Genomic DNA, 25,548 nt, shown 5'->3' on the forward strand with positions numbered 1-25,548 from the left:
GATGTGCCCTCTACCTTTTCTATATCCGGATATCGACAAGGCCATTGGGATTAATCCCGTAGCCAATGGCGACATGTTCGGCGAGTTCGGTTCCACTCATGACGTCACCTTCATCCGGGCTGCTGCCCTGATCGGCGGTCATACGGGATTGGCCGTTGCCTTCCTGACTCTGGCCACCTTCATTCCTGTGTTCGAATGTGAAGCTTTGACTGTCTGCATTCAGACCGGCGTCTTTCAGCGCTTGCTGCAAGGCACGTGAGTCTTGACGCAACATGTCTAGTGTTTCGCGTGTGTCAGCCTGAATCACGCCCTGAATTCGGCCATCCTGACCGATTTCCATTTTGACATCGACGCGCCCAAGATGTTCCGGTCGAAGCTGAACAGAGATCTTGTCAACGCCTTCGCTGGCGGCATTGCGGATCGAAACAGCGACCTGCTGCTGAACCTGTTGTGACGGGGCCTGACGTGCGGTGTGCGCGGTCTGACCACCCGTGTTGGTCTGATGCAGGGTGTTGGTACTTCCCGGTTGGCCGTTGGCTGTTGCTGTGGCCTCAGTGCCACCAGTTGCGGTAACCGCACTGTTGGTTGACGCATTCTGCGCGGCGGTCGGGTTATTTTGTGCGTTCGGTCCGGCTGCTGCGGCGGCCATTGCCTGCTGCGCTGCCTGGGCAGTTTGTGCCGGGTTGGCTGCGGAAGCCTGCTGGGTGCTATTATTGGTCTGGCCAGTGGTTGCTGCGTTCGTGGTGCCGGTGGCATCGGTTCTACCTTTGCCGTCACCGGTCATTGAATCGACAACCCGCGAAAGGAACTTGTCCGCGGACATTTCATCACCAGTCCCCGCATCCGCACCATTCAGAGCCATCTTGGTAGAGGACGCTGCAGCAGGCTGCGACAGGGCAGTTGAATTCATCAAGCCGTTATCCGCAGTGGCGTTACCATTGGCGGCACCGGTTGCTGCCTGACCATTTGCCAGGGCTGCATTCTGGGCATTTGCTGCACCATTAGCACCAGCAGACTTCATTTTGGCGGCTTCTGCCTTGGCCAATTCAATGGCTTCGGGGGATCCGGGAAGCGGAACGGCTTGTGTCGGCTGGTTGGGGTCGACCATGCCAGCGTCGGCCGTCAGGGGGCTGTCCCCGTCTGACTTGGTATCATCTGATTCTGCTGATGTGGTTTCGTCGGATGCGGAAGCAGTGTTTTCCCCGTCCTGGGGTGCAGCTTCGTTATCGTTTGAACGATCACCGCCATTGGCAGTTTCCATGTCCTCGCCAGCGCGATCATCTTCCGAGTTGGCTTCCACGTCGCGCGGTTCATCGGATTTAGGATCATCGATTTTGGCATGATCATCATGATCTTCGTAGTCATCATGTGATGCGCGGACAGGGTCTTCTTCGCGGCGATCTTCGGAACGCGCCTCATTGATGCTGCGTTCGTCGCGTGCGGATCTTTCGGCAGCCCTATCCGAGCGCCGATCATCGAAATTCTTCTGGGCAGATTTTGCCGCGTCGTATTTGACCTGATGACTTTGCTCAGACCAGTTGTCTGTGATTGATGCAATGACATCACCAAAGCCTGATCCCTTGCGTTCGCTAGGGTTTGTGCCGGGAATGGAGACAGTTGGCATCACGCTGTTTGTAATCGCAGAGCTGTTCATGACCTTGGTCCTTATGGAAGCAGTGTCAGAACATTTGCAAGTCACGGGCCAGTTTTGTCTGTTAACTTTTCCTACATAAATTCAGAAGGTTAGGTTGTCCGGTTTAAAAAGGTGAGATTCTTTGCGACACGTTGAGCCGGGAGAACAAGGAAAAAAGTGACCAGTGTGCGGCAAGCAATTTTGTCGGTTTCATGCTCTAAGCGCAGAAAAAGGCCTTCGCTGCAACGAAGGCCTTTTTGATATCTGTCTATGGATTAGAGCGAAGTGAACAGTTAAGCGGATATAGACAATCCTGACTTCTTGGGGGCTTGTTCGCCAGATTCATGAGAGCTTGAATTGTCTCGCGTCGAATAAGAACCCTGCTCATTTTTTACGGAGCTTACAGTTTGGCGCAATTCGCTGTCACTTTTTTCAGCGAGTTCTGCCCAAGAGTCTCGCAGAGGTGTCATTAACGAAATCACCTCGGAAGCTGCTTGAGGGTCATTGTGCCTATCAACGTCCATCAAGCGGAGGATGCAATGCGTATATATTCTTTCCAGGTTTGCTGCGATCTCGCCACCTTGCTCCATGTCCAACGTATTGGACAAGTGTGCAAGAAGCTCCTGCGCATTGCAGTTGGCATTGCATCGAGCCTGAATGTCGTTTTGGTCAATTGCATGTTTTGCCTCTTGCAAGCGAGCAATGACTTTTTCATAAAGCATGAAAACCATCTTCGCAGGAGATGCTGTGTTCACCTGCTGCTGCTTGTAAGCTTGGGCGGCGTGCTCATTCATACGACACTCCTTAATCTGCGGTGCGTCTTACATTGTGCACATCTAACAGAAGAAAGTTAATCGTTTTCTCTGCCAGCAGCCATCAATTCGTCGAGAGAGCTCTGGATGTTTTTCATGCGGGCGAGTGCAGATTCCATCGCAATGAATTGATCCATAAGGACTTCTCGTTGACGAGCAAGACGTTCGTCAATACGCGATATCTTGTCCTCAGACGACTTGTTTTGTGTCTCGATATCTGCAATTTCTTGCGTTAGTGTGCCTGTGTCTTCGTCAAGAAATGACTCAAGTTCGAAGAATATCTGCGCTCCAACGCCATTTGTCGTGGTTACCGAGGCTGTGTCAGCGGCATTTTTGTCACCACCATAAAAAATGCGTAATCCATCTTCCGTGATAAACGCGGAATTGCCGGAAAGTGTCGCCGTAAGCCCACTTGTTGTTACACCATCAACGGTAATGTCATATGTAACGCTATTGATTGTTCCACCTGCTGCATCAATGCTGAAGTCGTAAGTTGCAGCTTTGGTGTTGCCATCAAAGCCTGTCATCGTGACGTCAGAATTGTTAGAGGTCCCTCTAAACTGAAACAGCTCCATCACCTCACTTGGATTGTTAAGGAGCGCCTCATTTAAGGTGGTTTCATCAATCTCGAGTGTTTTTTCCTGAGTAGGATCTTCGGTCGCGCCGTATCCGATAAACGCAATACCTATCTCTGCGAGAAGCGTGTAGTCGTCCTGACCAACGCGATCAGTCACGCCCTGTGCGAATGTTCCTGCGAGTTGCTGTAATGATGACTCGATCGTCTTTACAGCAGAATTACCCAGCAGGATGGATTCCTCGCCTGGCTCAAACGTTGTCGGGTCAACATAAGTTTTCTCGTTGATGAACGATTGAACAGCGTTATATGCGTCAACAAAATCCAGAATAGCCGATTTTGCTTGGTTAAGGTCTTGTTCGATATCAATAGTAATGGTGGTACCAGGTTCGGCATCGTAAAGATTGATGGTCAATCCATCCACCAAGTCCGAAAACTCATTTGTACCGCGTGTTACAGTGACGCCATCAAGCTTGATGCTCGCATTATTGCCGATATCAATGACGTTGGCAGCATTGATGGTCGCAGCGCCAGAGAGAATTCCAAGGTTCTGCAATACTGAACCGGAATCGTCGCTGAGCGTCATCCGGTTGTCGACGCCCTCTTCAATTGACGTCAGAATGATCGTGCTTTCAGTATCAGAAACTTTTACGACCGAGGCTTGGATGCCGGTGGAGCCCTTGACGTTATTTATCTTGTCACGGATGTCTTGAAGAGAGTCGCCAGCGTTGACGGTAATGGAAGAACTACCAGCACCGCCGGTAACCGTGAAGCTTCCTGTTCCGGTGATACCCGTAACATCAGCACTTGCTGCGACTGCCTGCGTATCGCTGGCGAGCTTGTGTCTACTCGCTAATTGATCGATCTCGAATTTGTAGCTTCCGGTCTGAGCAGCGTTGGATGCGGTAACACCCAACAACGAACCCGCCGCTGATCCATCGGAAGAAGCAAAAATCTGCTTGGATTCGAAGATATTCTTTGAATTATCGAAGCTTGTCGCACCGTAAAGGTTAGACATAGAATCTTTCAGATTGCCAACGAGCGTTTCAAGTTCTTTCAGCGCGGCAATTTTCTCATCATTAGCTTCAACGCGGCGTTCGAGATTATCGGCCGGGATTCGACGAGCTTTTATCATCTGGTCGACGGTATCGACGAAATCAATATTGGATGACCCACCGGAAAGCTGAACGCGCCCGTTTTCACCAACATAGATATTATTTAGATTCAAGCTACTCATCGGTTTAGCTCCCTGGGTTTCCTTGGTCGGCAACCACTAACAAACTTTCAGTTGGGTTTATGCTTTTATGAAAGCAAGAAGTGTGCCTTGTGAAACCCGATGGCTGTGTTAAATCTCTTTATCCACGATACTGCCAAGAAATTCGCGCATCTGAGAAAACAGCTGTTGCAGTTCCTTTGAAGGGAGCTCGCGGATAACCTCTCCGCTCGCGCGATCAGTAATCTTAGCAATAACACGACCGGTGTCCTGATTAAAGTTCAGTTCAACACGTGCATCGTTGTTTGCTATTTCTGGTATATCCAGCTCGCCAAGAGTTCGCTGTAACTTCAGCGCTTGGGAGCGATTGGAAGAGCCTTGCTCTTCGGGTAAATTCGGAGCGATAATTTTTGGCGCAGAAGGGGCATTAGAGGAAGGCTTGCTGCTCTGAGCCAATGCATTACTTGATTTGTATGTATTGGTAATTTCCATCTCACCCTCCTGTGCCAAAACTGACAAAGGTTAATCCGGACACGGGATGAAGGATTAACCTTCATCCCGCTTCGGATATCCGGATTACTGCAGGAGACGCAGAAGGTTCTGCGGCATCTGGTTCGCCTGGGCAAGCATTGCTACACCAGACTGTACCAAGATCTGTTTGGAAGTGAACTTCGTCATTTCCGCTGCAACATCAAGATCCATCAGGGTAGAACGAGCTGCCTCGTTGTTTTCCTGTGAGGAAGCCAAGTTCTTGGCCGCGAAATCAAGACGGTTCTGACCGACACCAACGTTCGCACGAGCTGTCTGCAGGGAGTCAATCGCGGTATCAATACCAGCAACTGCGGCCTGAGCGTTCGCAAGAGTGTTTACCTGAAGGGCGCCAACGCCAAGTGCGGCGGAACTTACGGCAGTCAGGTTGAAGCTCAAACGGTCAACTGCAGCGTTGTTACCCGAGCCAATCTGGAACGTCAGCGAAGCCGGACCAGTCTGGGTCGCAACATCAAAGGTGTTGTTGGCGGTGATATCGGTGCCGAAAGCAAAGGCAGAGTTCAGCGTGATTGTGATACCAAGCGAGCCAAACTCGACGTCTGCGGTTTGCGAGCCGGTCAATGCAGTGATGCCCAGGTCGTCAAGGTCTACAGACTGAGAGAAGTTAGCCTGGTTGGTGTTTGTCAACGTCATCGTATTGGTGGCGTTGTCGAAGGTGATCGAGATGGTGTCGGCTGCTACGAGGCCGCCATCACTGTCGATCGAGTACGCTGCAAAGCCATCAGCAGCTTCAATGTTCGTGCCAACTGCTGCCGGGTCAACGCCAAAGGTAGTCTGACCAGACAGGAGCTGAACGCCGTTGAAGGTCGTAGAGGCTGCAACACGAGAAATCTCTGAATCGAGGGCTTGGAATTCGTCATCCAGGAAGCCACGTTCAGTCGCAGACAAGTTGTCAGACGAAGCCTGAACAGCCAGAGTCTTCATACGGGTCAGAACGTCGTTAATGGTCGACATGCCGCCATCAGCGATCTGAAGCATGGAGTTTGCCTGGCCAACGTTAACCGTCGCGGTTTTCAGCGCTTCAACCTGCGAGTTCAGACGTGCACCAATTGCCATGGATGCAGCATCGTCACGTGCGGAAACAACGCGGGTACCAGAGGAAAGTTTTGCAAGCGAACGAGTCGCCATCGCGTCAGAATTGCTCAGGTTACGATGTGCAACGTTAGCAGCGTAGTTGGAAATGATATTGAGAGCCATTTTATTTCTCCTACATGGATAAATCGAGAAAGCGTCATGCTCCTCGCGTACTGGCGTCTTGCCAGAACTTCCTTCAAGACCTTCTTGGTCACCGGAAGATATCTCAAAATATACCTACGTATGGTTTTGTTGTCTAGAAAAAAATGAATATTAAATTAACTCGTAAATTCAAATGGTTAGCGCGGGCGCAGCACTATGCTACTGAGATCGGGCACGAGTATATCGGTTTGGAAAGTAACCGAAATCTCGGATTCTTGCGCGCTACCCGAATCGATTCTCGCTGCTGGCTTATGGTTTCGAAGGTGTTGAAAAAAGAAGGGCCCGACTGACGGGCCCCTTCTTAATAGACGTCTTAATATAGCTGTAGTCTTAACCCTGCAGAAGACGCAAAAGGTTCTGAGGCATCTGGTTCGCCTGCGCGAGCATGGCAACACCCGATTGCACCAGAATCTGTTTTGATGTGAATTGGGTCATTTCTGCTGCGACATCAAGGTCAAGCAGGGTTGAGCGTGCCGCTTCGTTGTTTTCTTGAGAAGATGCAAGGTTTTTCGCCGCAAAGTCCAGGCGGTTCTGGCCTACACCCACAGAAGAACGCGCAGTTTGAAGGGTATCAATTGCAGCATCAACGCCGGCGATAGCAGCCTGAGCGTTAGCAAGAGTATTAACCTGCAGGGCTCCGACACCAAGAGCTGCCGAGCTGACAGATGTCAGGTTAAACGTCAAGCGGTCAACGGCAGCGTTATTGCCAGACCCGATTTGATAGGTAAGAGATGCCGGGCCGGTTTGGGTTGCAACGTCAAAGGTGTTGTTAGCAGTGATGTCTGTACCAAACGCAAAGGCCGAGTTTAGCGTAATTGTAATTCCGAGCGCCCCAAACTCTACATCCGCGGTTTGCGAACCGGTTAAGGCTGTTACGCCGATGTCATCAAGATCAATGGACTGAGAGAAGTTTGCTTGGTTGGTGTTTGTCAACGTCATCGTGTTGGTGGCGTTGTCAAAGGTAATCGAGATCGTATCGCCAGCAACAAGACCGCCGTCGCTGTCGATCGAGAAAGCAGCAATACCGTCGGCCGCCTCAATGTTGGTGCCTACTGCGGCAGGGTCGACGCCAAAGGTGGTTTGACCTGAGAGCAACCGGACGCCGTTGAAAGTGGTAGAGTCTGCAACACGGTTGATTTCCTCATCGAGAGCCTGGAATTCGTCGTCGAGGAAGCCTCGTTCCGTGGAAGACAGGTTGTCTGAGGAGGCCTGAACCGCAAGAGTCTTCATGCGCGTCAGGATGTCATTAATGGTGGCCATGCCGCCATCAGCAATCTGCAACATCGAGTTTGCCTGACCAACGTTAACCGTTGCAGTCTTTAGAGCTTCCACTTGGGAGCTCAGTCTTGCGCCAATGGCCATAGAGGCGGCGTCGTCACGTGCTGACACAACCCGGGTACCCGAGGAAAGCTTTGCGAGCGAGCGCGTCGCCATAGTGTCAGAATTGCTTAGGTTGCGATGAGCAACGTTAGCAGCATAGTTGGAAATGATATTAAGAGCCATTTTTCTATCCTACGTTGTTTGGGTGCGGTGATTTTTCACTCTTCACCAGTGCTTCGCAGGGCTATATCGCTTCGGTCACTTTGCTCAAGCCCGTTGCCCAGAATGCAATCCTGAGCTCTATCGTACTATCTGGGGTTAGCTAACGCAAGAGCTGTGCCAGTTCCATCATTCACCCGACCAGGCTCAGTTTTCAAGAGTATTTGGTATCGTCAACCTAACTGGGTTCGTCGAGAAGGCCAAGCATACTGCTTGGCTTGATAGTCTGACGGGCAAAATTTACCGGGTCGCTTTTCGACACCAGAATTGATACATGCCTCGGAAGGTATCGGGAAACCTCTCCTCAAACTTATGCCAGCGCTGAAGTTCATTGCCTTTCGGGCAAGACGGATTTTCTTTCCGGAACTGCACCAGTGTCTGAGGTGTCGGTGTTTCAAAGCCGATAAACTCGAGTCCAAGAATTTTAAGTGCCCTTGATATTTCAGGAATTGTGAAGCGATGTTCCTGAACATGAAAAATCAAATCTCGACAGGGACTCAGGCTGTAAAAATCGCCCCGCATGCAAAGCTGTATCAAATCCTGATCACCTTGCTCTGCTGCCGAAATAATATCTTGTCGGCAGCGACGCATCTCTGAAGCAGTTACACCATAACCACCTTGGTTAATGAACTTTCTACCAGCGACAATGTCTGGGCGCCCTTTTTCGCTGTAAAGGCCGATCTTCATTAAACCGTTGTCCCGCAACAGTCTAACAAGAACCTCCCACCCTTTTAGGGGTTCAGACATATGATGAAGCACGCCACCGCACTCAATTATGTCAAACTGTCTGCCTATAAGATCAAGTTCAAGGATGTCACCTTGAATGTAATCAATGTTGTCCAGTCCCATTTCTTGCGTTTTTCGCTTCGCATAAGAGAGGCTGCTAAGGCTCAGGTCTACAGCGGTGAGTTTTGTGTTGGTAAAGCGCGTTGCGGCTTGGATAGCGTGTTGCCCAGTTCCACATCCAGCAACCAATGCATCAATATGTCTAGGCTCCTCATAATCGCCAAGATCGAAAGATAGCGGCGGAGCGCACAGCACTTCGCGAACGGGCTTTGATGTTAGTCGTGTAGTGTGTATCCAACGAGGATAAGGATTTTCCTCGTATTGTGCGCGAACTTCCTGAGAGGTCGCGTCGTGGATTTCTGTCAGTTGAGGTATTGATTTACTGAGTAATTTCTCAGTTTCAGGAGCGGAAATCTGCAGTTCATAGACCCTGAGAGCAGAGTCTTCGCCTGTTGGGCGCTCAATGTGGTTTTTCCAAGATAAGTCTTTGAGGGCCTCGTAACAACCAACGATCAGCCACAAGTCTTTCCTGATTTTCTCCCCCCTGTCGGCGGCAGATTCAGCAGACTTCTTTATTTCTGCAACGGCTGTGTGCTCTTGCTCAGTAACAGGGTACGCGTATTCATTGATGAAACATTGCTGCGCGATGGATGCGAGTGCGACTAAGTGTTGCTCATTATTTACACCTTGATCAAGTACTTCGGAAAGTAAATTGCAACGCAGTTTTGTTAATAAACGTTCAATTCTCAAATCGGCAATTGGAACCCGTGCCATCAGCGCAATAAACAGTTTTGAATCTGTAATAGCAGCAAGAGCTTTTGTCGACGCATCTGCATCGTTGATGACATCGTCCGGGTTGTCCAGAAGGTGTGCGAATTCTTTGCGGTGCCGTAAAGCACTAATGATCGGAAACATTAGCGTCGCAGGCGATAGATCTTTCTTTTCGAGTAAATTAAGTAAAGAACTTTCTAAATTGTCGTTTGTCGCTGAAAAGGACATGCTCGAAACACAGTCACTGAATGCTGTCCAGTGTCTATCTTCGTTCGGTTGGAAATTAATTGCCTGACTGTGGAGTTTTAATGCTTCTTGGTAGCGTGAGAGGAGCTGCAGGGTCAAACCGGCAGACGTTAGCACATCTGCGTCCATCGGAAGCAATGTTCTTGCCTGCATGTAGCTTTGCAGGGCTTCTTCATATTTCTGTTGTTTATAGAGAATGTCGCCAATGGCTTTGTGCGCATCAGCTAAGTTTTCTACTAGGTTTATAGCCTTTCGGTAGAATTCGAGGCCGGCGTCAAGTCTGCCGTTTGAAGCAAGCAGTGCTCCAAGATTCTTGCAGGCGGATGCGTACTCAGGGCGGATTGCAATGGCACGGCGATAGCATCTTTCTGCGTCGTTGGGGCGTCCAGCGGCATTGTAGGCGACACCAAGGTTATTGTTTGCTTCTGCGCTGTTTGGGAAAACAGTTAAAGACCGTTCCAGGAACTGGATCGCTTTTTCGATTTGGCCAGATTGTAGGAATGCAACGCCAGCCAGATAAAGTACTGTAGGTTGCTCAGATTCAGCAGACAGAATCTGAAAGTACGTTTCCAGCGCTTTGGCTAAGTTCCCTTGAGCATGGAAAGTCTTTCCGACAGCAAGGGTCTCTTGAAATTTTTCGGAAATCGGGGGTAATGCTCCCGAAGTCGATCGATTGGTTGATGATGAGATTTTTGAGTTAGCTTGTTTTTCTTTGCGTCTGCGTTCGCTTCTGTTCATTGAGTGCCTGGCTAAAATTTAGAGGTCCAATTGCACAGGATATCTGTCATTGTGCATAACATGTTGCCAAGCGACCTGGCGGGCTGTGTCGACAATAATCGGGGCGCGAACATTCGTAGACATTTTAATGCCTGCACCGCCAGGTGCGCTGCGAATTGTTACCACCATCAAAATAGCCATATCCTCAGCAGGAATAGCGAGACTCTTCTGGGCAACCATCAGATCTTTTTCACTATAGACATCACTTTCCAAATTGTACGGAGCAACAAAAAATGACAAATTCGCATCCGTAAGGCTTTGGTAAAGCTTGAACTGGTCAAGCGAGGTGTTTGGAATATTGGCAAGACCAAATACGTGATGTTCCGGAAAGCCCAGCAATCCCACTGGCATATAAATGCTTTTATCCCAACTAAACTCAATGTCCCCAAAGCGCGTCTCAACGGTGACGGACTCTGGTGTTTCTTGTTCGGCGAGGTTTTCGGTTTCCATTCCCGCAATACTCCGAGGGTCACGAGTTCTGTCTGGTGCAACTCGTCATAATTTAACTCATGATGAGTTCGGATCGGCAATCCTGTTAATGCAGATGATCTTTATATGGGATCATCAACGCAAATAGTTAGCCAAAGATAAATCAGCAGCTCGAGAGATCGAGATAAAACTTGCCTGAAGAGCTGTTTCATATTGGCTGAGTTCCGCAAGCGTGAGCGGCACATCAACGGTTTCAATATCGCTAATGGCTTGGGCTGCAAAAACTTTGAAGTCTTGGTGACGGGTCTCAAAACGCTCGACATTCGCAATATCAAGCCCGATCTGCCCCTGAACATTGGGCAGTTCCTCAATCGCTTCAGATATATATCCGATTGCAACGACCAAGGCGTCCTCATTTTCAGTCCCTTCGACCAAGCTAAGGCCTTGGATCAGTTTTTGAAACGCGGGATTATCCGCCAAAATGCCATAAGACACGTCATATTGGTCGTCCACACGAACTTCCAAAACTTGTTGGTCACCATTGTAGTAATCAGTGTCTATCCGTGGGTTTGGGATCTTTTCTATTCCCAAAACAGTAAGCAGGTCCCCACCACCAGTTTCAGAAATTGTAATTGAACCGTTTCCGACATTTTCAATGTTCAAACGTGTCTTGCCCGTATCGCCGAGCTGACGCAATGATGCAATCGCACCGTTTGTTGTGACACTATTGATGGATGTCAAAATATCATCGATATCGTCGGTAGCTGCATTGTAGTTAACAGTTGATGTCACGCTATTTCCATCAACATCGGTGCTGACAATTGTCAACTGTCCAGTTGTAACGCTAAGCCCTGCCAAGGTCGTTGAGTTGGTCAGGTCGTTATCATTGGAGCTGATGTAGTTTTCGGGTGCCGACATTTTTTCAAGATCAACAGCCGGTTCTTCTGAGCGACCACCTGCGAAAAGATAGCGCCCGTCAAGGTTTATGTTCAGTAGGCTTGCTACCTGTTGCAGGGCCTGGGTGGCTTGCGCACGAACTTTGACGTCACTTGCTTGCTCTGCAGACGCAGCTTGAATTAGCAGTGTTTTCATTTCTGTCGCGATGGTCATCATGCCATCGACAGCTGTTTCCATGCTCTGCAGGCGCAATTTGGTTTGGGTGGTGTTGCGCAGATATTGCTCGGTCCGGGTATACTCACCCTCCAAGTTCAGAAGGCGCTGCGCACTGTCGGCAATTCCCGCGTAATCACGGGATTTATATCCGCTTGATGCTTGGTTCTGAAGGTCGGTCACACGGGAAGCATTCCGGAGAGCGAGATCCGAAAGCAACGTGTGGTTAGTATATGTCGCGACACGAGTTACCATGGCAGCCTCACTTTACAAGAACGCAGTTTAAACTGCATTCAGCAATGCATCAAACATTTCATCTACTGTGGTGATCACCTTAGCTGTTGCAGTGTAGGCACGCTGAAAGATCACCAAATCGGACATTTCTTCATCGAGGTTGACCCCCGCTTCGTTTTGAATTCGTGTGTTTAGATCCGTCGCCAAGTTACTTTGGAACTCGAAGGAACTCTCTGCAACTTTTGTTCTCGTTGCGGCTGTTGCAACAATACCTGCTGCATAATCGGTTAGAGACGTTTTTTCGCCGGACAAGCCGCCGGTTGCCTCGAAGTCAATGTCGGTGCGTTCAAAAGTATTGCTGATCGCATTTGCGGCGCTGTTGTCACCTTCGTGAACTCCAAAGGGGATGCCGAGGCCAACAATTGTCGTGAATGCATCGGCGTTAGGAAGGCCGCTGTCGCTGAAGTAGAACGGGTCTCCCCCCGCGTCAGTTACTCTTAGCTTGTAGCCACCTGCCTGACTGTCAAACACAATCTCGGCGGTTATGTCGTTGTCCGTCAGAGTTGCGCTATTGTTGATAGCGTCGGCAATATCTTGGAGTGTCGTGTTGCTATTATAATCAATATCGACATCCGTGAAAGCGCCACTGACAGTCAGTGTATAGTTGACCGGCGGCGGCGTAGTTGGGCCCAGGCCGTTAATTGTTCCGTTCGGATCGACGATAGCATTCGAGCTACTATAGGTATCCGCATTCATTTGCCCACGCACAATACGTGACGGATCATTCTTGATCGCTGCTGCGATGTCCATATTGCCAGAAAGGTTCGGCCGATCTTCGGTGAAGCCGATTTTTGACGACATCGTGCCCGAATCATTTATCGTCAGGTTTGCATCGTACTCAATAACCAAGCGATAACGGTTTCCGTCCTCGACAATGAAAGCGGTGTCTGCAGCTGCAGCGGCGCTCATGCCTGCGCCCTGAAGGGCGGTCCGGATGCTGTCGCGAACATCTTCAAGCGAATCTGTTGCGGCATAGTTCACCGTTATGCCGGCACCTGCAATTGCGCCGGTGCCGGAGCTGACGGTGAAAGAACTTGCCGTGACGCCGAGTGCTTCGGTCGAGCTCTCCTGTGCGGCCGATGTCATGACGTCGGAGCGCTTGGTCGTTGCAACGAAGTCGTTGAGGCCGAAATAATGCGACATCCCTTGCTTGCGACCATCACTGAGAGTGATCTCGCTATCCATTTCGTTGATGGCGACACGGTTGCCGTTCTGACCCTCGATAACCAGTCGATTATCCACGATTGATGCTGTCAAGTAGGTGCTCGCATCTGAAGCATTGATGGCGTCAACGATACCCTGAACGGTCGCCGGGGTTGTTGGAAGGGTAATATCTGCCCAACTGTCCGCTGCAACGAGATCGCCGTTCTGATCAAGTGCCGCAACGCGAAAGGCGCCGGTCGTCGTTAGCGGGTCGCTACCATCAACAATCCGTGTTCCCGAAAGGTTCGTTGGCGGAGGAAACGCCGTACCTTTGTTGTGCTCTTCATTGATTGCGTCCCGCAACTCACCTGCTAGTTCGTTGATCTGGTCGTTCAAGGCAGGAATTTCGGAATCGCGCATTTCAAACAGGCCCTTAAGCGTGCCTGTGCGGAGCGTATCGGTAATATCTTCGCCATCAAGCGAAACGCCCGAACCACCCGTACCAGGTTCAAAGCCCGCTGTCTGGCTAAAGGTCAATTTGTTCGGTGACCTGTCAAGAAGCGTGTTCGCGCCATTTGCTGAATATACAACGATCGAACCATCACTACGGCTGAAGGTCGTGATATCGATGATCTTTGACAGCTGATTAAGCTTCTGATCGCGCTGATCTTCAAGCTCTGTCGTTGGCTGATCAAGGTTGTTCAGGCGAATAATGCCGGTATTGAGCTCGGAAATCTGCGTCAGCAATGTGTTGGCACTATTCACCTCATCAGTGATCTGGTCGTCGATGTCATCGCGCAGATCCTGAAGCTGGCTTGAGAGCCGCTCAAACGATTCCATGACCTGAATTGCGCTTTCGATGGCTTCGACACGCGGGGAATTCTGGTCCGGGGTAACGCCAAGCTGTTCAAACGCGTCTGCCAGATCGTTGATGCGCTGGCTGATCGCAGCATCAGACTGGGTGGTGCCAAACAGGGTCTGAATGCGCCTGAAGAATTCATAGCGGGCTTCTTCGCGACCGGCCTTGCCCAGTTCGCCGCGCATTTCCCGTACCAGGCCCTCATTGACGTTGCGATAGATATCGGCAACTTTCGAACCCGCTCCGATACCGTCAAGCGACAGGGTTTCCTGACCTGCGATCTTCTTGGAATAGCCTTCGGTATTGACGTTCGAGATGTTCGAAGACGTGATCGCAATACGAGCTTGCGCCGTGTTAAGGCCTGAAATCGCAGTATTGAGTGCCTGAGTAAGTGACATGATCTTTGCCTCTACCCTTAGAGCGTCTCGTTGACGCTATAGGCGCCACCGGACTTATTGATCGTGCGACCATATCCGCCGAGCGACGCCTTGCTGGTGGTGGCGGAGCGGGTATAGGTCGTGCACTCTTCCTTGGATTTGTCATTGACCGCACGGACGATGGCCTGAACCACACGTTCGTTGGTTTCCTTGGCGGCCCGAAGTGTATTCATGTTACGGCGGGCTAATTCTTGGAAATCTGCCTGAAGCTCTCGCAGTTCGTCGCGCTCTTCCTCGGAAATTGTGCGGAGTTCTTCGCCACGGTCGCGCAACTTAACGACCAATTGCTCGTACTGCATTGCCAAGGCAGATTTTTCCGACAGGAATTGCTCATATTCGGCAGATGTCAGGCTGCGCAGTTCACTGGATTCACGTTCCAGCAGGGACATAAGGTCATAGGTGACGCTTTTAAGTTCGGTAACCAGCTCTTGGGTGGTCATTTTCATCCCTCCTGGACTTTGAGGATTTCGCGTGTAACGGCATCTGCAATTCCGATGCCACCTGCGCGGGACATTTCTTTGGCGTATTCATCAACAAGCATGGAACGCATCATCGTCTCGCCATGCCCGCCGCCAAACATTTCGTTGGTTTCAATGCCGGCAAACATGTGGCTGAGCATCTGGCCAAGGAACATCGATTCAAATTCCTCGCCACCCTTGCGTGCCTGTGCTTCGGTCTTGATGTGCCCGTCTGTGAGTGCATCCATCCGGGCCGCGATATTGTTTTGCTTGCCGTATTGTGCGCTGGCCTGTGCCTGCGCCATCAGAGCGGCGGTGCTGTCGGTCATCATCACATCACCTCGATTTCAGCCTGCAGCGCGCCAGACGTCTTGATGGCTTGAAGGATGGTGATCATGTCGCGCGGACCAACGCCAAGGCTGTTGAGGCCATTAACCAGTTCCTGAAGGCTGACACCGCCATTCATGATGCCCAACTGATTGTCTTCGCCTTCATCGACCTCGATATTGGTGCGGTCGACAACCTCGGTTGTGCCAGTCTGAGAGAAGGGCGAGGGTTGGGAAACTTGCGGCGTTTCGGTGACACGGATCGTCAGATTGCCCTGCGCAATCGCGACACGGTTGATCCGGACATTTTCACCCATCACGATGGTGCCGGTGTTTTCATCAATCACCACACGCGCGATCTGATCGGGTTCAACACGAAGCTGTTCGATATCGGTCAGAAGGGCGACAATATTCTGGTTATAGCGTTCCGGAATGTTCAGCCGCACGGTACCCGGGTCGCTGGCGCGTGCAGCAACTTCACCCAGATAGGCATTAATTGCTTCGGAAACACGGCGCGCAGTGGTGAAGTCCGGGTTGCGCAGGACAACTGACATGTCCTGCATGGAATTCAGGTTAAAGTCGATTTCGCGTTCAACGATGCCGCCATTGGCAATACGTGCCGAGGTCGGAACGCCTTTGACGATGGTTTCAGCATTGCCACCAGCGGAAAAACCGCCAACCGCGAGATTGCCCTGGGCAACGGCATAAACTTCGCCATCAGCACCGACCATCGGGGTCACAAGCAGCGTGCCGCCCTGGAGGCTCTCGGCAGTGCCAATCGCGCTGATATTGACATCAATGCGCGACCCCTGACGCGAAAATGGCGGCAGGGTTGCGGTGGCCATCACGGCCGCGATGTTATCAGACTCAAGGTCCTCGATCTGGTCGCGGACGTTGATACCGAGGCGTTCAAGCATCGCGACCATGCTTTGACGGGTAAATTCTGCATCGCCCAGATCATCGCCGGTACCATTCAAGCCAACCACAAGGCCATAACCCACCAGCATGTTGTCACGCACGCCTTCGAAGTCGGCGATATCCTTGATGCGTGATTGTGCATGTGCAGGGGTAAGCTGCGTCAGGGCAAGCATTCCCAGCGTAAGCATTGCGAGTGCATTGCGTGCTATTTTGCCAAGACCTGTGATCATACTCTTAATTCCGCTTTTACATGGGATGCAGCGCATCCGGCAAATGAGGCGATTGATCGGGTAAACCGCGTTTGCAAAGCTATTTGCGAAAACCATGCCAACTGAGGCTTTCTGCCGATGGCGACCTTTGTGACGCCAAAATCCCCTGAAAACGACGCGTTTAAGGTGGTTTTGCCTCTGTGTCGTCGCGGCGGATGTGCCAACCCGGCATTTTTTTCCCGTTGCGCGTCTGGCATGATTGAGGGAGACTCATTTCTGCAAGTTTGGTGTTTGCCCATTCTCCGGCCGCTTGGGCTGGATGAATGCATCCGACCATGCACTGCATATGTTCATTGAACAGATCGACAACAACTGAGCGGACACGGATCATGAAGGTTAGCGGTTCCAAGGCTGCCGGTACGAGTACTTCATCGCGCAAGAAATCGTCCGGCACATCTGGCGGAAGCAGTTTTGCTGACGCCATGCGTTCGCTCGACTCTTCCGGGGATGCTGGCGGTGCCGCTGGTGTTCGAAGTGCGGGGGCTGTCAGTGCACTTGATGCCTTGCTTGCGCTTCAGCAAAGCGGGGATGCACTGGATTCGCCCAAAAAGGCTGCGATGTTGCGCGCAAAAAGCATGCTCGAGCAGCTTGAGGCTGTGCGAGACGGCTTGCTAAGTGGCCAATTATCCCCCGCACGCCTGCAGCAACTGGTCGGTTTGCTCGACCAGCAGCGCGAAATGATTGATGATCCCGAACTCTCTTCTGTTCTCGACGAGATTGATCTTCGCGCCCGGGTTGAGTTGGCGAAACTTGAAGTTTCCGGCCTGATCTGATTGTTTAATCAAAGGTATTTTCCATAGAAATATCGCAGAATTCTGCGCCTTTGAGGGGTGATTGGCATTTATTTGTTCAATCGGCTTGCACCGTTGGCGCGTGGCCTCTATATTGCCGCGCGATCGATGAGTCCTGTATAGAGGGCATACATGACTATCACTTTACCACCTGACTATCGTCCTGCTGAGGACGAAGAGTTCATGAACCCGCGTCAGCGGGAATATTTCCGCCAGAAACTTTTGACCTGGCGGGCAGAACTTCTGCATGAATCTTCAGAAACATTAGCGAACCTGCAAGATGGCGGGCTTCAGGAACCGGATCTTACCGACCGCGCGTCGGCAGAGACTGACCGGGCACTTGAACTTCGTACTCGTGACAGGGCGCGCAAGCTTATTTCAAAAATTGATGCTGCATTGCGTCGAATTGAAGACGGATCTTATGGTTACTGCGAAGAAACCGACGAGCCGATCAGCTTGAAAAGACTTGAAGCTCGTCCGATTGCGACCCTGAGCATCGAAGCCCAGGAACGCCACGAACGGATGGAGCGCACACGTCGCGACGATTGATCGCGCCGGGTGGAAAAAAAATACTTGGGATCCGGCTTTGCCGATCCTCGTCATGCAACGACATGACATGGTGGGAGATTACTGGTTAGGGATAACCAAAATCACAAAAGCCCGGCCTTCTGGCCGGGCTTTTCGTTTTTGTGTCGCTCTGATGCGAAAAAGGCCACCCGAAGGTGACCTTTGAACGCTTCGCCATGTGGTCAACCGGAACCCGGAAAACGGGATTGAGCCACAAGACTTTTCAAATGTTAGAACGGCAGAATGATGTCGAGAACTTCACTGCCATAGCGTGGCTGCTGAACATCGGAAATGGTTCCGCGGCCACCATATGAAATGCGAGCTTCAGCAATCTTGTCATAGTTGACTTCGTTGGCGGAGCTGATGTCAGCAGCACGAATAACACCGGCAATCTGAACTTCGCGAATTTCACTGTTCACACGAATTTCCTGACGGCCATGAATGACATAGTTGCCGTTCGGCAGAACCTGAATAACGATGGCCGCAACGCGCAAATCAATGGCTTCGTTACGATCAAGGGTTCCAGCACCCCGGTTTGAGGTATTGCTGTCGAAATCCAGCATCGAGGTCGGATCGATGGTTTCGGGCAGCACCTTGGTCATTTCTGCCTCGAGGCCGAACAGGTTCGGAACAGCGAGATCCTCGGAATTGGTGCGCGAACGCACTGTCGTGTTGGCAAGGGCCGCGCGGTCTTCCATTTCAACAACCACAGTCAGGATGTCGCCAACCTGGTTTGCGCGTTGATCCTTGAAGAAGGACCGTGCACCGGCACGCCATAGTGAGTTCGGGTTACGTTCAGCAACCTGCGGGGCCGGCATCGGCAAACTTACCGGGCGATACGCCTCTGACTGTGTCGGGTTATCAATTGACGACAGTTTCGGCGGTTCGCCAACTTCGGAAAGCCGTTTCATCGCGTTGCAGCCTGACAGCAATGCTGTTGCTCCGATGAGCGAGCTGACAAGCGCAATGCGCCGCCATGATATCTGGGTGATTTTAGTAGGCATGAATTCCTCCTGGGTTCCTGCATTTCTTAACGCAAGTACCGTGCCAATTATCAGCTGGTATAAGGGGAAAAGCTTGCCGGGTTGTGTGGTGTTTTGCTGCGTGGATTACTGAGACAAAGCGGGCAGGGCGCGAACTTCGTTCTCGGCCACAACTTCGACCTGAATGGTCTTGTTGCTCGATTGGTTGACCACGCGAATAACATCCCCAAGTGATCCGTCTTCCATTGCCTTGCCGCGTGCAGTCAGGGACATGTTGGCGGTGACCAGGCGAATAATCACAAGCGATCCGCGACGGACCAGAATGGGGTTGCTCAGATCCCGGAACATCAAGGGTTCATTGGGATTGCTGGGCCGCATGACTTCCTTGCCGATAACATCATTGATGTCCCGGATGGCTCCGTTTGGAACGCGTTCGGAACGGAAATCGCGGTATTCGACCTGATCGGAACGGATGACGGAACCGCGCGATACTGGCTCGACCAACACCGGAACGCTTGTTAGCGGGTAATATTTGCCGCTGATCCGATATGTCCGCTGCTGGGCAGTCTGGGCGCCGGTTGTGACGCTGGCAACAAAGCGCTGGGTGCGTGAATTGACCTCGATGGCACTGACGTCAACACTGTTGCGGGCGTCAACGGGCAGATGAATCTGGAAATTGTCACTCGAGAGATCGACCGTGAAGGGACGCTGAATACCATAGTCAACCAGGGAAATTTCGACCGCTTCACGGATTTCATCCATGGTAATCACCTGGCTGGCGCGGGTGATCAGGACCTGATCGGCTGTTGTGCGCGGACGCCATTCGACATTGTGGCGCTGGGCAATCCCGTATAGCCAGCGATAATCAAGAACGGTTTGTTTGCCCGGCTGTGGCGCATGGGCAACGGCAATATCTTGCTGTTGGGGATCAAGCCCGGAAAAGAGATCACCCAAGGTCACGTACTGACCTTCGACAAGGGCATCGGGTTTAAGAAAGACAGAAGAACTGGTCGGCTGATTGTTGCGAAGGTTGTTGCCTTGCGATGATTGCGCCAAAGCGCTCTCTGTCAATGGGGGCAGAGACGCAATTGCGGACAACAGTGCGAGCGCGAGGATTATGTTCTTTATCTTCATCCGCCTACTGTACCACGGAACGGTATAAATCGCGTAAATACAGTTTGCGCAAGTTCGCAGATCATGCGACCGCGACTTGCGCAAACGAAATGCTCTCAGAACCGGAAATTATCGCAGGTTGCTGACGGCGCTCATCATCTCGTCCGTGGTCGAGATCGATTTGGAGTTCATTTCATAAGCGCGCTGCGCCTTGATCAGGTTGGTGATTTCCTGAACCACGTTGACGTTCGAGGATTCAAGATATCCCTGCTGAACCGTGCCATAGCCGACATCCCCCGGGGCGCCGACATTGGCCTGGCCGGATGCTTCGGTTTCAAGGAACAGGTTGTCACCAAGGGCGTTAAGGCCCGGCGGGTTGATAAAGGTCGCAAGCTGAAGCTGACCAAGGTTCTGCGGGGCAACCTGGCCATCGATCTCGGCAAAAACTTCACCGTTGGAGTTGATTGTTACCGAGCGCGCATTGGCCGGAACCGTGATACCCGGCTGAACCGCAAAGCCATCCTTGGTAACAAGCGCGCCGTTGGCATCAAGTTTAAGCGTACCATCGCGGCTATAAGCGGTTTCCCCGCTGGGCAGGTCGATCTGAAGATACCCGCGGCCCTGAATGGCAATATCCAGCTCGTTCTCGGTCATGGTCAGCGAACCCTGACCCATGTAGCGGCCGATTGCGGCGGTCTTCACACCAAGACCAACCTGAACACCGGTTGGCACGATCGTGCCGGTGTCGGAGGACGGCGAACCTGCACGGCGCAAATCCTGATACAGCAGATCCTGGAATTCAGCACGTTGGCGCTTGTAGCCGGTGGTGGTCATGTTGGCGATGTTGTGCGAGGTCACATCCACGTTGGTGGACTGAGCCTGCATGCCCAAAGCGCCGATATCAAGTGACCGCATCTGTCTTCTCCTTCGATTGCGCAGATTTTGCGCTATAATTCGATGTTATCTATCGGGTGCCACTGCCGGTTCAGGCGCGGACATCCCCGAGTTTGTTGATCATGTTGCGCATACGCTCGTTCTCGCTTTCAAGAGAACGGCTGACCGATTGATACGTGCGAAGAACGTCAATCATCTGCGTCATGGCGCTGATTGGATTGACGTTGGATTTTTCCAGCGCGCCCTGAACAATGCCGGGGTTTTCGACAAGCTCGACGGCATCTGCGTTGTTTTCATCTTCCGGCGCACGATAAAGGGTGTTCCCGGTGACGATCATTTCCTGCACGTTATCAACAGTAACCACCTGAAGTTTGCCGATCTGGCCGATATCGGTGGAAATGGATCCGTCGCCCTTGATCTCGATCTGGCCATCTGCCTCGTTAAAGAACAGAGGCTGACCGGCATCACTCAGCACGGGAAAACCGTCATTGGTGATCAACTGGCCGCCCGGATCGAGGGAAAAGTTGCCCGAACGGGTATATTGGACACCGGTTGGCGTTTCGACGGCAAAGAACATGTCCGGCTGGCTAAGCGCCACATCAAGCGGACGATCTGTATGTTCAATGTTGCCGACAGTGGTATTTCTGTATTGCGAGATATCCTGAACCAGCGAGATTTCGCGTTCGCCACGGAACGGCGCGTCCTTGTTCTTTGCGATCCAGTCAGTGAACATCATGCGCTGCTCTTTGTAACCGGTCGTGTTCATGTTTGCCATGTTCTGCGACAGGTTGTTCATCATGCTGCGCAGCGTCTTCTGACGGGACAGTGCAATGTATGAAACGTTTTCCATGGTTGAATTTCCCTTTCAGGACTGTAACTTGACCATCAGGAATGCGATCTGCGTGCCAGTTTGATTAAGTAACTGATTTAAAATAATAAATTTTAAGTTCGGTATTTGTTGCCGGTCGTTTTTTGCGGTGGTTTGACTGAAAGAGCCATTGCTGACTGCCTTGATGGGCAAAGGATTGCTGGGTGGCCGGGCAGATCGGCAAAACATGTCCGGTTTGCAGGGTGGTACAGGGGTATCTCACAATTGCGCCACAAGCCGGATGCTCCGATCCGGCAATTTATTCCGGGATGGCCACGACAGGCTATTGCTTTGCATATCCGGGCTGAACATATGGCGCTGAGATGGTAATATTTGCCGCTGTGACAAATCACCAATAGACCGAAACGCAACATATTTTTAACGTGATAGCGTTATGGCTTTTAATCCGGCACAGTGTTTGCTGGATCAGGAAGATAGAACTTCAAACGCAGGAATTCGCGAAGCGATGGGTGACGACGTCGACGAAATCGAAATGGACGAGGGTGGCGGTGGCCGAAGCAAAAAGATGCTGGTCGTGGTCATTCTGCTTGTGCTGCTTTTGCTGGGCGGCGCTGCGGCGGCGTATTTCACCGGCATGCTTCAGCCGGTGATAGACATGCTGACCGGTGGCGGTGGCGAGCAGACCGAGGAAGTCATCACCGAAGATTCGATTGAAAATGACCCGGGCGTTCCGGAAAATGTCGGCTTTGTCGACTTGCCGGAAATTCTGGTCAATCTGAATACCGGTGGCGGAAAGCAGAGCTACCTTAAAATTCGTGTCAGTCTGGAAGTCGCCGATCAGGGAATGCTGCCGCAGGTCGAACAGATGATGCCGCGCATTGTTGACAACTTTCAGGTCTATCTTCGCGAACTGCGTCCAGAGGATCTTTCCGGGTCAGAGGGGATGTTCAGATTGCGCGAAGAACTTTTGATCCGGGTGAGTGCCGCAGCCAAGCCTGCGAAAATAAACGACGTTTTGTTCAAGGAAATGCTGGTACAATAATCTTGTAGCAGTCCGAATGCCAAATTCAGGAAGCAATCGCTGATGGCTGATGAAGACGAAGATGATGATGCTCTCGCCGCTGAATGGGAAGCCATGGCAGGCGGCGATGACGAGGGTGGAGACGACGGCGGCGAGGACATGGCCGCCGAATGGGAATCCATGCTCGGCGATGATGACGGCGACGATGATGGCGGCGGCGACGATATGGCCGAAGCCATGGGCGGCGGCACATCTGCGCGCGTTCTGAACCAGGACGAAATTGACAGTCTTCTGGGCTTTGATGACGGTTCGGGTGCAGGCGATCAGTCGGGTATTCAGGCGATCATCAACTCGTCGATGGTGGCTTATGAACGACTTCCGATGCTTGAAGTCGTGTTCGACCGCCTTGTGCGTATGATGTCGACATCCTTGCGTAACTTCACATCCGATAACGTCGAAGTCTCGCTTGATAACATCCTGTCGCTGCGTTTCGGTGATTACCTGAACTCGATCCCGTTGCCAGCCATGCTTGGTGTTTTCAAGGCAGAGGAATGGGATAACTACGGACTGCTGACAGTCGATTCAGCGCTGATTTATTCCATCGTGGACGTTTTGTTGGGTGGGCGTCGCGGTACGGCGGCCATGCGTATTGAAGGTCGTCCCTACACCACGATTGAACGTAACCTTGTGGAACGTATGATCCACGTGGTTCTTGGTGATCTTTCGGCTGCGTTTGACCCGCTAAGCCCGGTCACGTTCCGCTTTGAACGCCTTGAAACCAACCCGCGTTTTGCCACCATTGCCCGTCATGCCAACGCCGCCATTGTGGCGAAGCTTCGCATCGACATGGAAGACCGTGGTGGTCGACTTGAACTTCTGATCCCTTATGCGACGCTGGAACCGGTGCGTGAACTTCTGCTTCAGATGTTCATGGGGGAAAAGTTCGGTCGTGACTCCATTTGGGAAAACCACCTCGCAAATGAGCTGTGGCAGACCCATGTTAATCTATTGGCTGTTCTTGACGAACAGATCATGGCCCTTGGCGATGTCCTCAACCTTGAAGTTGGGAACAGACTGGTTCTTAATACTGGTCCGACCTCGCCTGTCGAGGTTCGCTGCGGGGATGTGCCGTTGTTCAAGGGGTTGATGGGGCGCAAGGGTGACAGGATTGCCATTCAGGTTCGTGATCGTGCGCGCATAAACGAGGAAGACTAGCTGATGGACTTCGCGTTCTATCTGGATCTTGTGATGATCGTGCTGTTGGGGGCAACGATTGTCTATGCGATTATTCTGAACCGCAAGCTGGCAGCTTTTCGGCGTAGCCGCGAAGACATGCAGAACTTCCTGACCGCTTTCAATGCCGCCAATGAGCGCGCCGAAACGTCGATCACCGCCCTTAAGGAAATGGCGGAGCAGTCTGGCGAGAGGCTGCGTGAGGATATTGAAAAGGCCAGCGCACTGAACGAAGACCTGAGCTTTATGGTCGATCGTGGTGAAAGCATCGCCAACCGTCTGGAAAAGGCTGCGCGCGACGTTAATTCCGTGCGCCGTACCGCTGGAAACGCGGCCGATGGCATGGCTGCTGGCGGTGATGGTGGAAAATCGGCCGGGGCCGGCAATGCCGGTCTTGGGCGGATGAAGGCGGCCAAAGACCGCAATGATGTCATTGACGACCGTGATCGCGTCGGTGTTGAAACCCGTGCCGAAGAACTTGCCGCCAGAATGGTCGGCGAGATCGAGCGCGGGGGAAATGGCCCGGTCGATGAGGGCTATGACCGTGAAGAGCCCGCGCGTTCGGGGGGATCATATGGCAGTCGGGCGGATGTGTCCGATCCCTATGATCAGGATGAAGATGCGGGACGTTCCGAGGCAGAACGTGAATTGCTGGCGGCCTTGCGGTCGGTTCGATAAGAAGTTTCAAGCAACGAATTTGCGTTGTTGTCGGTCTTGAGATTACGAGTTTTCTATATATCTAATGGGTAGGATCCCGTTCCACTGGAGCGGACAGAAATCAATCGGGAAGGAGCATGGGCACTTTGTGCCGACATGCTTGGGTGTGTGAATGTCAGGTGTGCGTATTCTGCCGTTGGTCGTTCTGGTTGGCGTGATGGTGCTTTCGATGCGGGTGGTCAACCTGTTTTCGTATGACTCCGCCAAGCCGGAAACGGCAGAGAATAAAGGTGTCAGCGTGGTGCAGATGGCCCAGGCGCAGGCACCGGCACCCGATCCTGCCGCCGAACAGGCCGCGACACCGGAAAATGGCGATCCGGGTCTGGATAACCCGGAAGGGCTTACCATGGAAGGTGAGCCGATTGACGGTGTCACGGGTAACCCCGACGTGCCGCCGATGCTGGGCGGTGATCCGACCCTTTTCACCCAGGAAGAAATTGACCTGTTGCAGAACCTGTCGGTCCGCCGTGTCGAGCTGGACCGCAAGGAGCAGCGCCTTGACGAGCGTGAAAGCCTGATTGCTGCCGCCGAAGCGCGCATCGATGCCAAGATTGAGGAAATGAAATCCCTGAAATCGGCCATCGAAGGTCTGGTCGAAACCAAGGAAGCGCAGGAAGATGATCGGATCAAAAAGCTGATCAGCGTTTATGAAAAAATGAAGCCGAAAGATGCGGCACGCATCTGGAACGATCTTGATATGGATATTCTTTTGCAGGTCGCACTGGGCATGCGCGAAGCCAACACCGCAGCGGTTCTGTCAGAAATGACGCCGGATCGTGCGCGCGCGCTGACGTCCGAGCTGGCCTACAAGCAGGATATCAACATGTTACCGCTTCAATAGCGGAATGCTGCAAAGGATTGACCGCACGGCCCGAATGGGAAAGAGTGGCCGTTGGGGGAGAATTTTTGAGCGAAGACAACGTGGTGGCGAATTTAATCGTGGGTTAAACATCTTGATTAACCAATATTAAATAGGTACATCACGATTATTAGGGGCCTTGTTACTATGCGGAAGTATGGT

The 25,548-nt window shown here is 51.9% G+C and carries 23 protein-coding genes; 6 read left to right on the top strand and 17 right to left on the bottom strand.

Annotated elements, in window-relative coordinates; genetic code table 11:
- Positions 1-19: 19 nt before the first annotated feature.
- The 13 genes from AUQ41_RS07515 to AUQ41_RS07575 form a co-directional block, all read right to left on the bottom strand.
- Positions 20-1,654, bottom strand: coding sequence for a flagellar hook-length control protein FliK (locus AUQ41_RS07515; protein WP_063087481.1), 1,635 nt, complete (start codon positions 1,652-1,654; stop codon positions 20-22).
- A gap of 272 nt (positions 1,655-1,926) precedes the next feature.
- The gene (gene fliS, locus AUQ41_RS07520) at positions 1,927-2,427 is read right to left on the bottom strand and encodes a flagellar export chaperone FliS (protein WP_063087483.1); all 501 of its coding nucleotides are present in this window, start codon (positions 2,425-2,427) and stop codon (positions 1,927-1,929) included.
- Between the two features lie 56 nt (positions 2,428-2,483).
- Positions 2,484-4,256: a flagellar filament capping protein FliD gene (gene fliD, locus AUQ41_RS07525; protein ID WP_063087485.1), complete on the bottom strand. Its 1,773-nt coding sequence runs from the start codon at positions 4,254-4,256 to the stop codon at positions 2,484-2,486.
- A gap of 108 nt (positions 4,257-4,364) precedes the next feature.
- The gene (locus tag AUQ41_RS07530) at positions 4,365-4,724 is read right to left on the bottom strand and encodes a flagellar protein FlaG (protein ID WP_063087487.1); all 360 of its coding nucleotides are present in this window, start codon (positions 4,722-4,724) and stop codon (positions 4,365-4,367) included.
- 84 nt (positions 4,725-4,808) lie between these two features.
- On the bottom strand, positions 4,809-5,978 hold the full coding sequence (locus AUQ41_RS07535; protein WP_063087489.1) for a flagellin: 1,170 nt from the start codon (positions 5,976-5,978) through the stop codon (positions 4,809-4,811).
- Positions 5,979-6,347: 369 nt separating this feature from the next.
- Positions 6,348-7,520, bottom strand: a complete 1,173-nt coding sequence (locus tag AUQ41_RS07540; protein ID WP_083952821.1) for a flagellin — start codon at positions 7,518-7,520, stop codon at positions 6,348-6,350.
- A 276-nt stretch (positions 7,521-7,796) separates the two neighbouring features.
- Positions 7,797-10,097: a tetratricopeptide repeat protein gene (locus AUQ41_RS07545; protein ID WP_063087493.1), complete on the bottom strand. Its 2,301-nt coding sequence runs from the start codon at positions 10,095-10,097 to the stop codon at positions 7,797-7,799.
- Positions 10,098-10,115: 18 nt separating this feature from the next.
- Positions 10,116-10,586 (bottom strand): flagellar assembly protein FliW, encoded by a 471-nt coding sequence (gene fliW / locus AUQ41_RS07550; RefSeq protein WP_063087495.1) that lies wholly within the window; start codon positions 10,584-10,586, stop codon positions 10,116-10,118.
- Positions 10,587-10,700: 114 nt separating this feature from the next.
- A complete protein-coding gene (locus AUQ41_RS07555; protein WP_083952820.1) occupies positions 10,701-11,930 on the bottom strand; it encodes a flagellin in 1,230 nt (409 codons plus the stop codon).
- A gap of 27 nt (positions 11,931-11,957) precedes the next feature.
- Positions 11,958-14,369, bottom strand: coding sequence for a flagellar hook-associated protein FlgK (gene flgK / locus AUQ41_RS07560; protein ID WP_063087499.1), 2,412 nt, complete (start codon positions 14,367-14,369; stop codon positions 11,958-11,960).
- Between the two features lie 17 nt (positions 14,370-14,386).
- Positions 14,387-14,848 (bottom strand): hypothetical protein, encoded by a 462-nt coding sequence (locus AUQ41_RS07565; RefSeq protein WP_063087501.1) that lies wholly within the window; start codon positions 14,846-14,848, stop codon positions 14,387-14,389.
- Positions 14,849-14,850: 2 nt separating this feature from the next.
- Positions 14,851-15,195, bottom strand: coding sequence for a rod-binding protein (locus AUQ41_RS07570; protein WP_232308329.1), 345 nt, complete (start codon positions 15,193-15,195; stop codon positions 14,851-14,853).
- Between the two features lie 2 nt (positions 15,196-15,197).
- The gene (locus AUQ41_RS07575) at positions 15,198-16,340 is read right to left on the bottom strand and encodes a flagellar basal body P-ring protein FlgI (RefSeq protein ID WP_008890406.1); all 1,143 of its coding nucleotides are present in this window, start codon (positions 16,338-16,340) and stop codon (positions 15,198-15,200) included.
- Positions 16,341-16,708: 368 nt separating this feature from the next.
- Here AUQ41_RS07575 and AUQ41_RS07585 point away from each other — a divergent pair, with 368 nt between their 5' ends.
- Positions 16,709-17,152: a flagellar assembly protein FliX gene (locus AUQ41_RS07585; protein ID WP_063087504.1), complete on the top strand. Its 444-nt coding sequence runs from the start codon at positions 16,709-16,711 to the stop codon at positions 17,150-17,152.
- Between the two features lie 150 nt (positions 17,153-17,302).
- Positions 17,303-17,719 (top strand): RNA polymerase-binding protein DksA, encoded by a 417-nt coding sequence (gene dksA, locus AUQ41_RS07590; RefSeq protein WP_008890403.1) that lies wholly within the window; start codon positions 17,303-17,305, stop codon positions 17,717-17,719.
- Positions 17,720-17,967: 248 nt separating this feature from the next.
- On the opposite strand, the gene flgH is transcribed toward dksA, so the two are convergent.
- The 4 genes from flgH to AUQ41_RS07610 form a co-directional block, all read right to left on the bottom strand.
- Complete coding sequence (flgH, locus tag AUQ41_RS07595) at positions 17,968-18,741, bottom strand: flagellar basal body L-ring protein FlgH (protein ID WP_063087507.1); 774 nt, start codon at positions 18,739-18,741, stop codon at positions 17,968-17,970.
- A 105-nt stretch (positions 18,742-18,846) separates the two neighbouring features.
- Complete coding sequence (flgA, locus tag AUQ41_RS07600; protein WP_063087509.1) at positions 18,847-19,776, bottom strand: flagellar basal body P-ring formation chaperone FlgA; 930 nt, start codon at positions 19,774-19,776, stop codon at positions 18,847-18,849.
- Between the two features lie 186 nt (positions 19,777-19,962).
- Positions 19,963-20,748 carry a flagellar basal-body rod protein FlgG gene (flgG, locus tag AUQ41_RS07605; RefSeq protein WP_008890400.1) on the bottom strand — a complete coding sequence of 262 codons (786 nt, stop codon included), beginning with the start codon at positions 20,746-20,748 and terminating at the stop codon, positions 19,963-19,965.
- Between the two features lie 70 nt (positions 20,749-20,818).
- The gene (locus AUQ41_RS07610) at positions 20,819-21,577 is read right to left on the bottom strand and encodes a flagellar hook-basal body complex protein (protein ID WP_008890399.1); all 759 of its coding nucleotides are present in this window, start codon (positions 21,575-21,577) and stop codon (positions 20,819-20,821) included.
- Between the two features lie 484 nt (positions 21,578-22,061).
- Here AUQ41_RS07610 and AUQ41_RS07615 point away from each other — a divergent pair, with 484 nt between their 5' ends.
- The 4 genes from AUQ41_RS07615 to AUQ41_RS07630 all read left to right on the top strand — a co-directional run bounded on the left by AUQ41_RS07615 (position 22,062) and on the right by AUQ41_RS07630 (position 25,368).
- Complete coding sequence (locus tag AUQ41_RS07615) at positions 22,062-22,598, top strand: flagellar basal body-associated FliL family protein (protein ID WP_008890398.1); 537 nt, start codon at positions 22,062-22,064, stop codon at positions 22,596-22,598.
- 42 nt (positions 22,599-22,640) lie between these two features.
- On the top strand, positions 22,641-23,792 hold the full coding sequence (fliM, locus tag AUQ41_RS07620; RefSeq protein ID WP_063087511.1) for a flagellar motor switch protein FliM: 1,152 nt from the start codon (positions 22,641-22,643) through the stop codon (positions 23,790-23,792).
- Positions 23,793-23,795: 3 nt separating this feature from the next.
- Positions 23,796-24,488: a DUF6468 domain-containing protein gene (locus AUQ41_RS07625; protein ID WP_063087513.1), complete on the top strand. Its 693-nt coding sequence runs from the start codon at positions 23,796-23,798 to the stop codon at positions 24,486-24,488.
- Between the two features lie 151 nt (positions 24,489-24,639).
- Positions 24,640-25,368, top strand: coding sequence for a MotE family protein (locus AUQ41_RS07630; RefSeq protein WP_063087515.1), 729 nt, complete (start codon positions 24,640-24,642; stop codon positions 25,366-25,368).
- Positions 25,369-25,548: the final 180 nt, after the last annotated feature.

The sequence above is a fragment of the Thalassospira sp. MCCC 1A02898 genome (genome assembly GCF_001618185.1).
GTDB classification, from domain to species: Bacteria; Pseudomonadota; Alphaproteobacteria; order Rhodospirillales; family Thalassospiraceae; genus Thalassospira; species Thalassospira tepidiphila.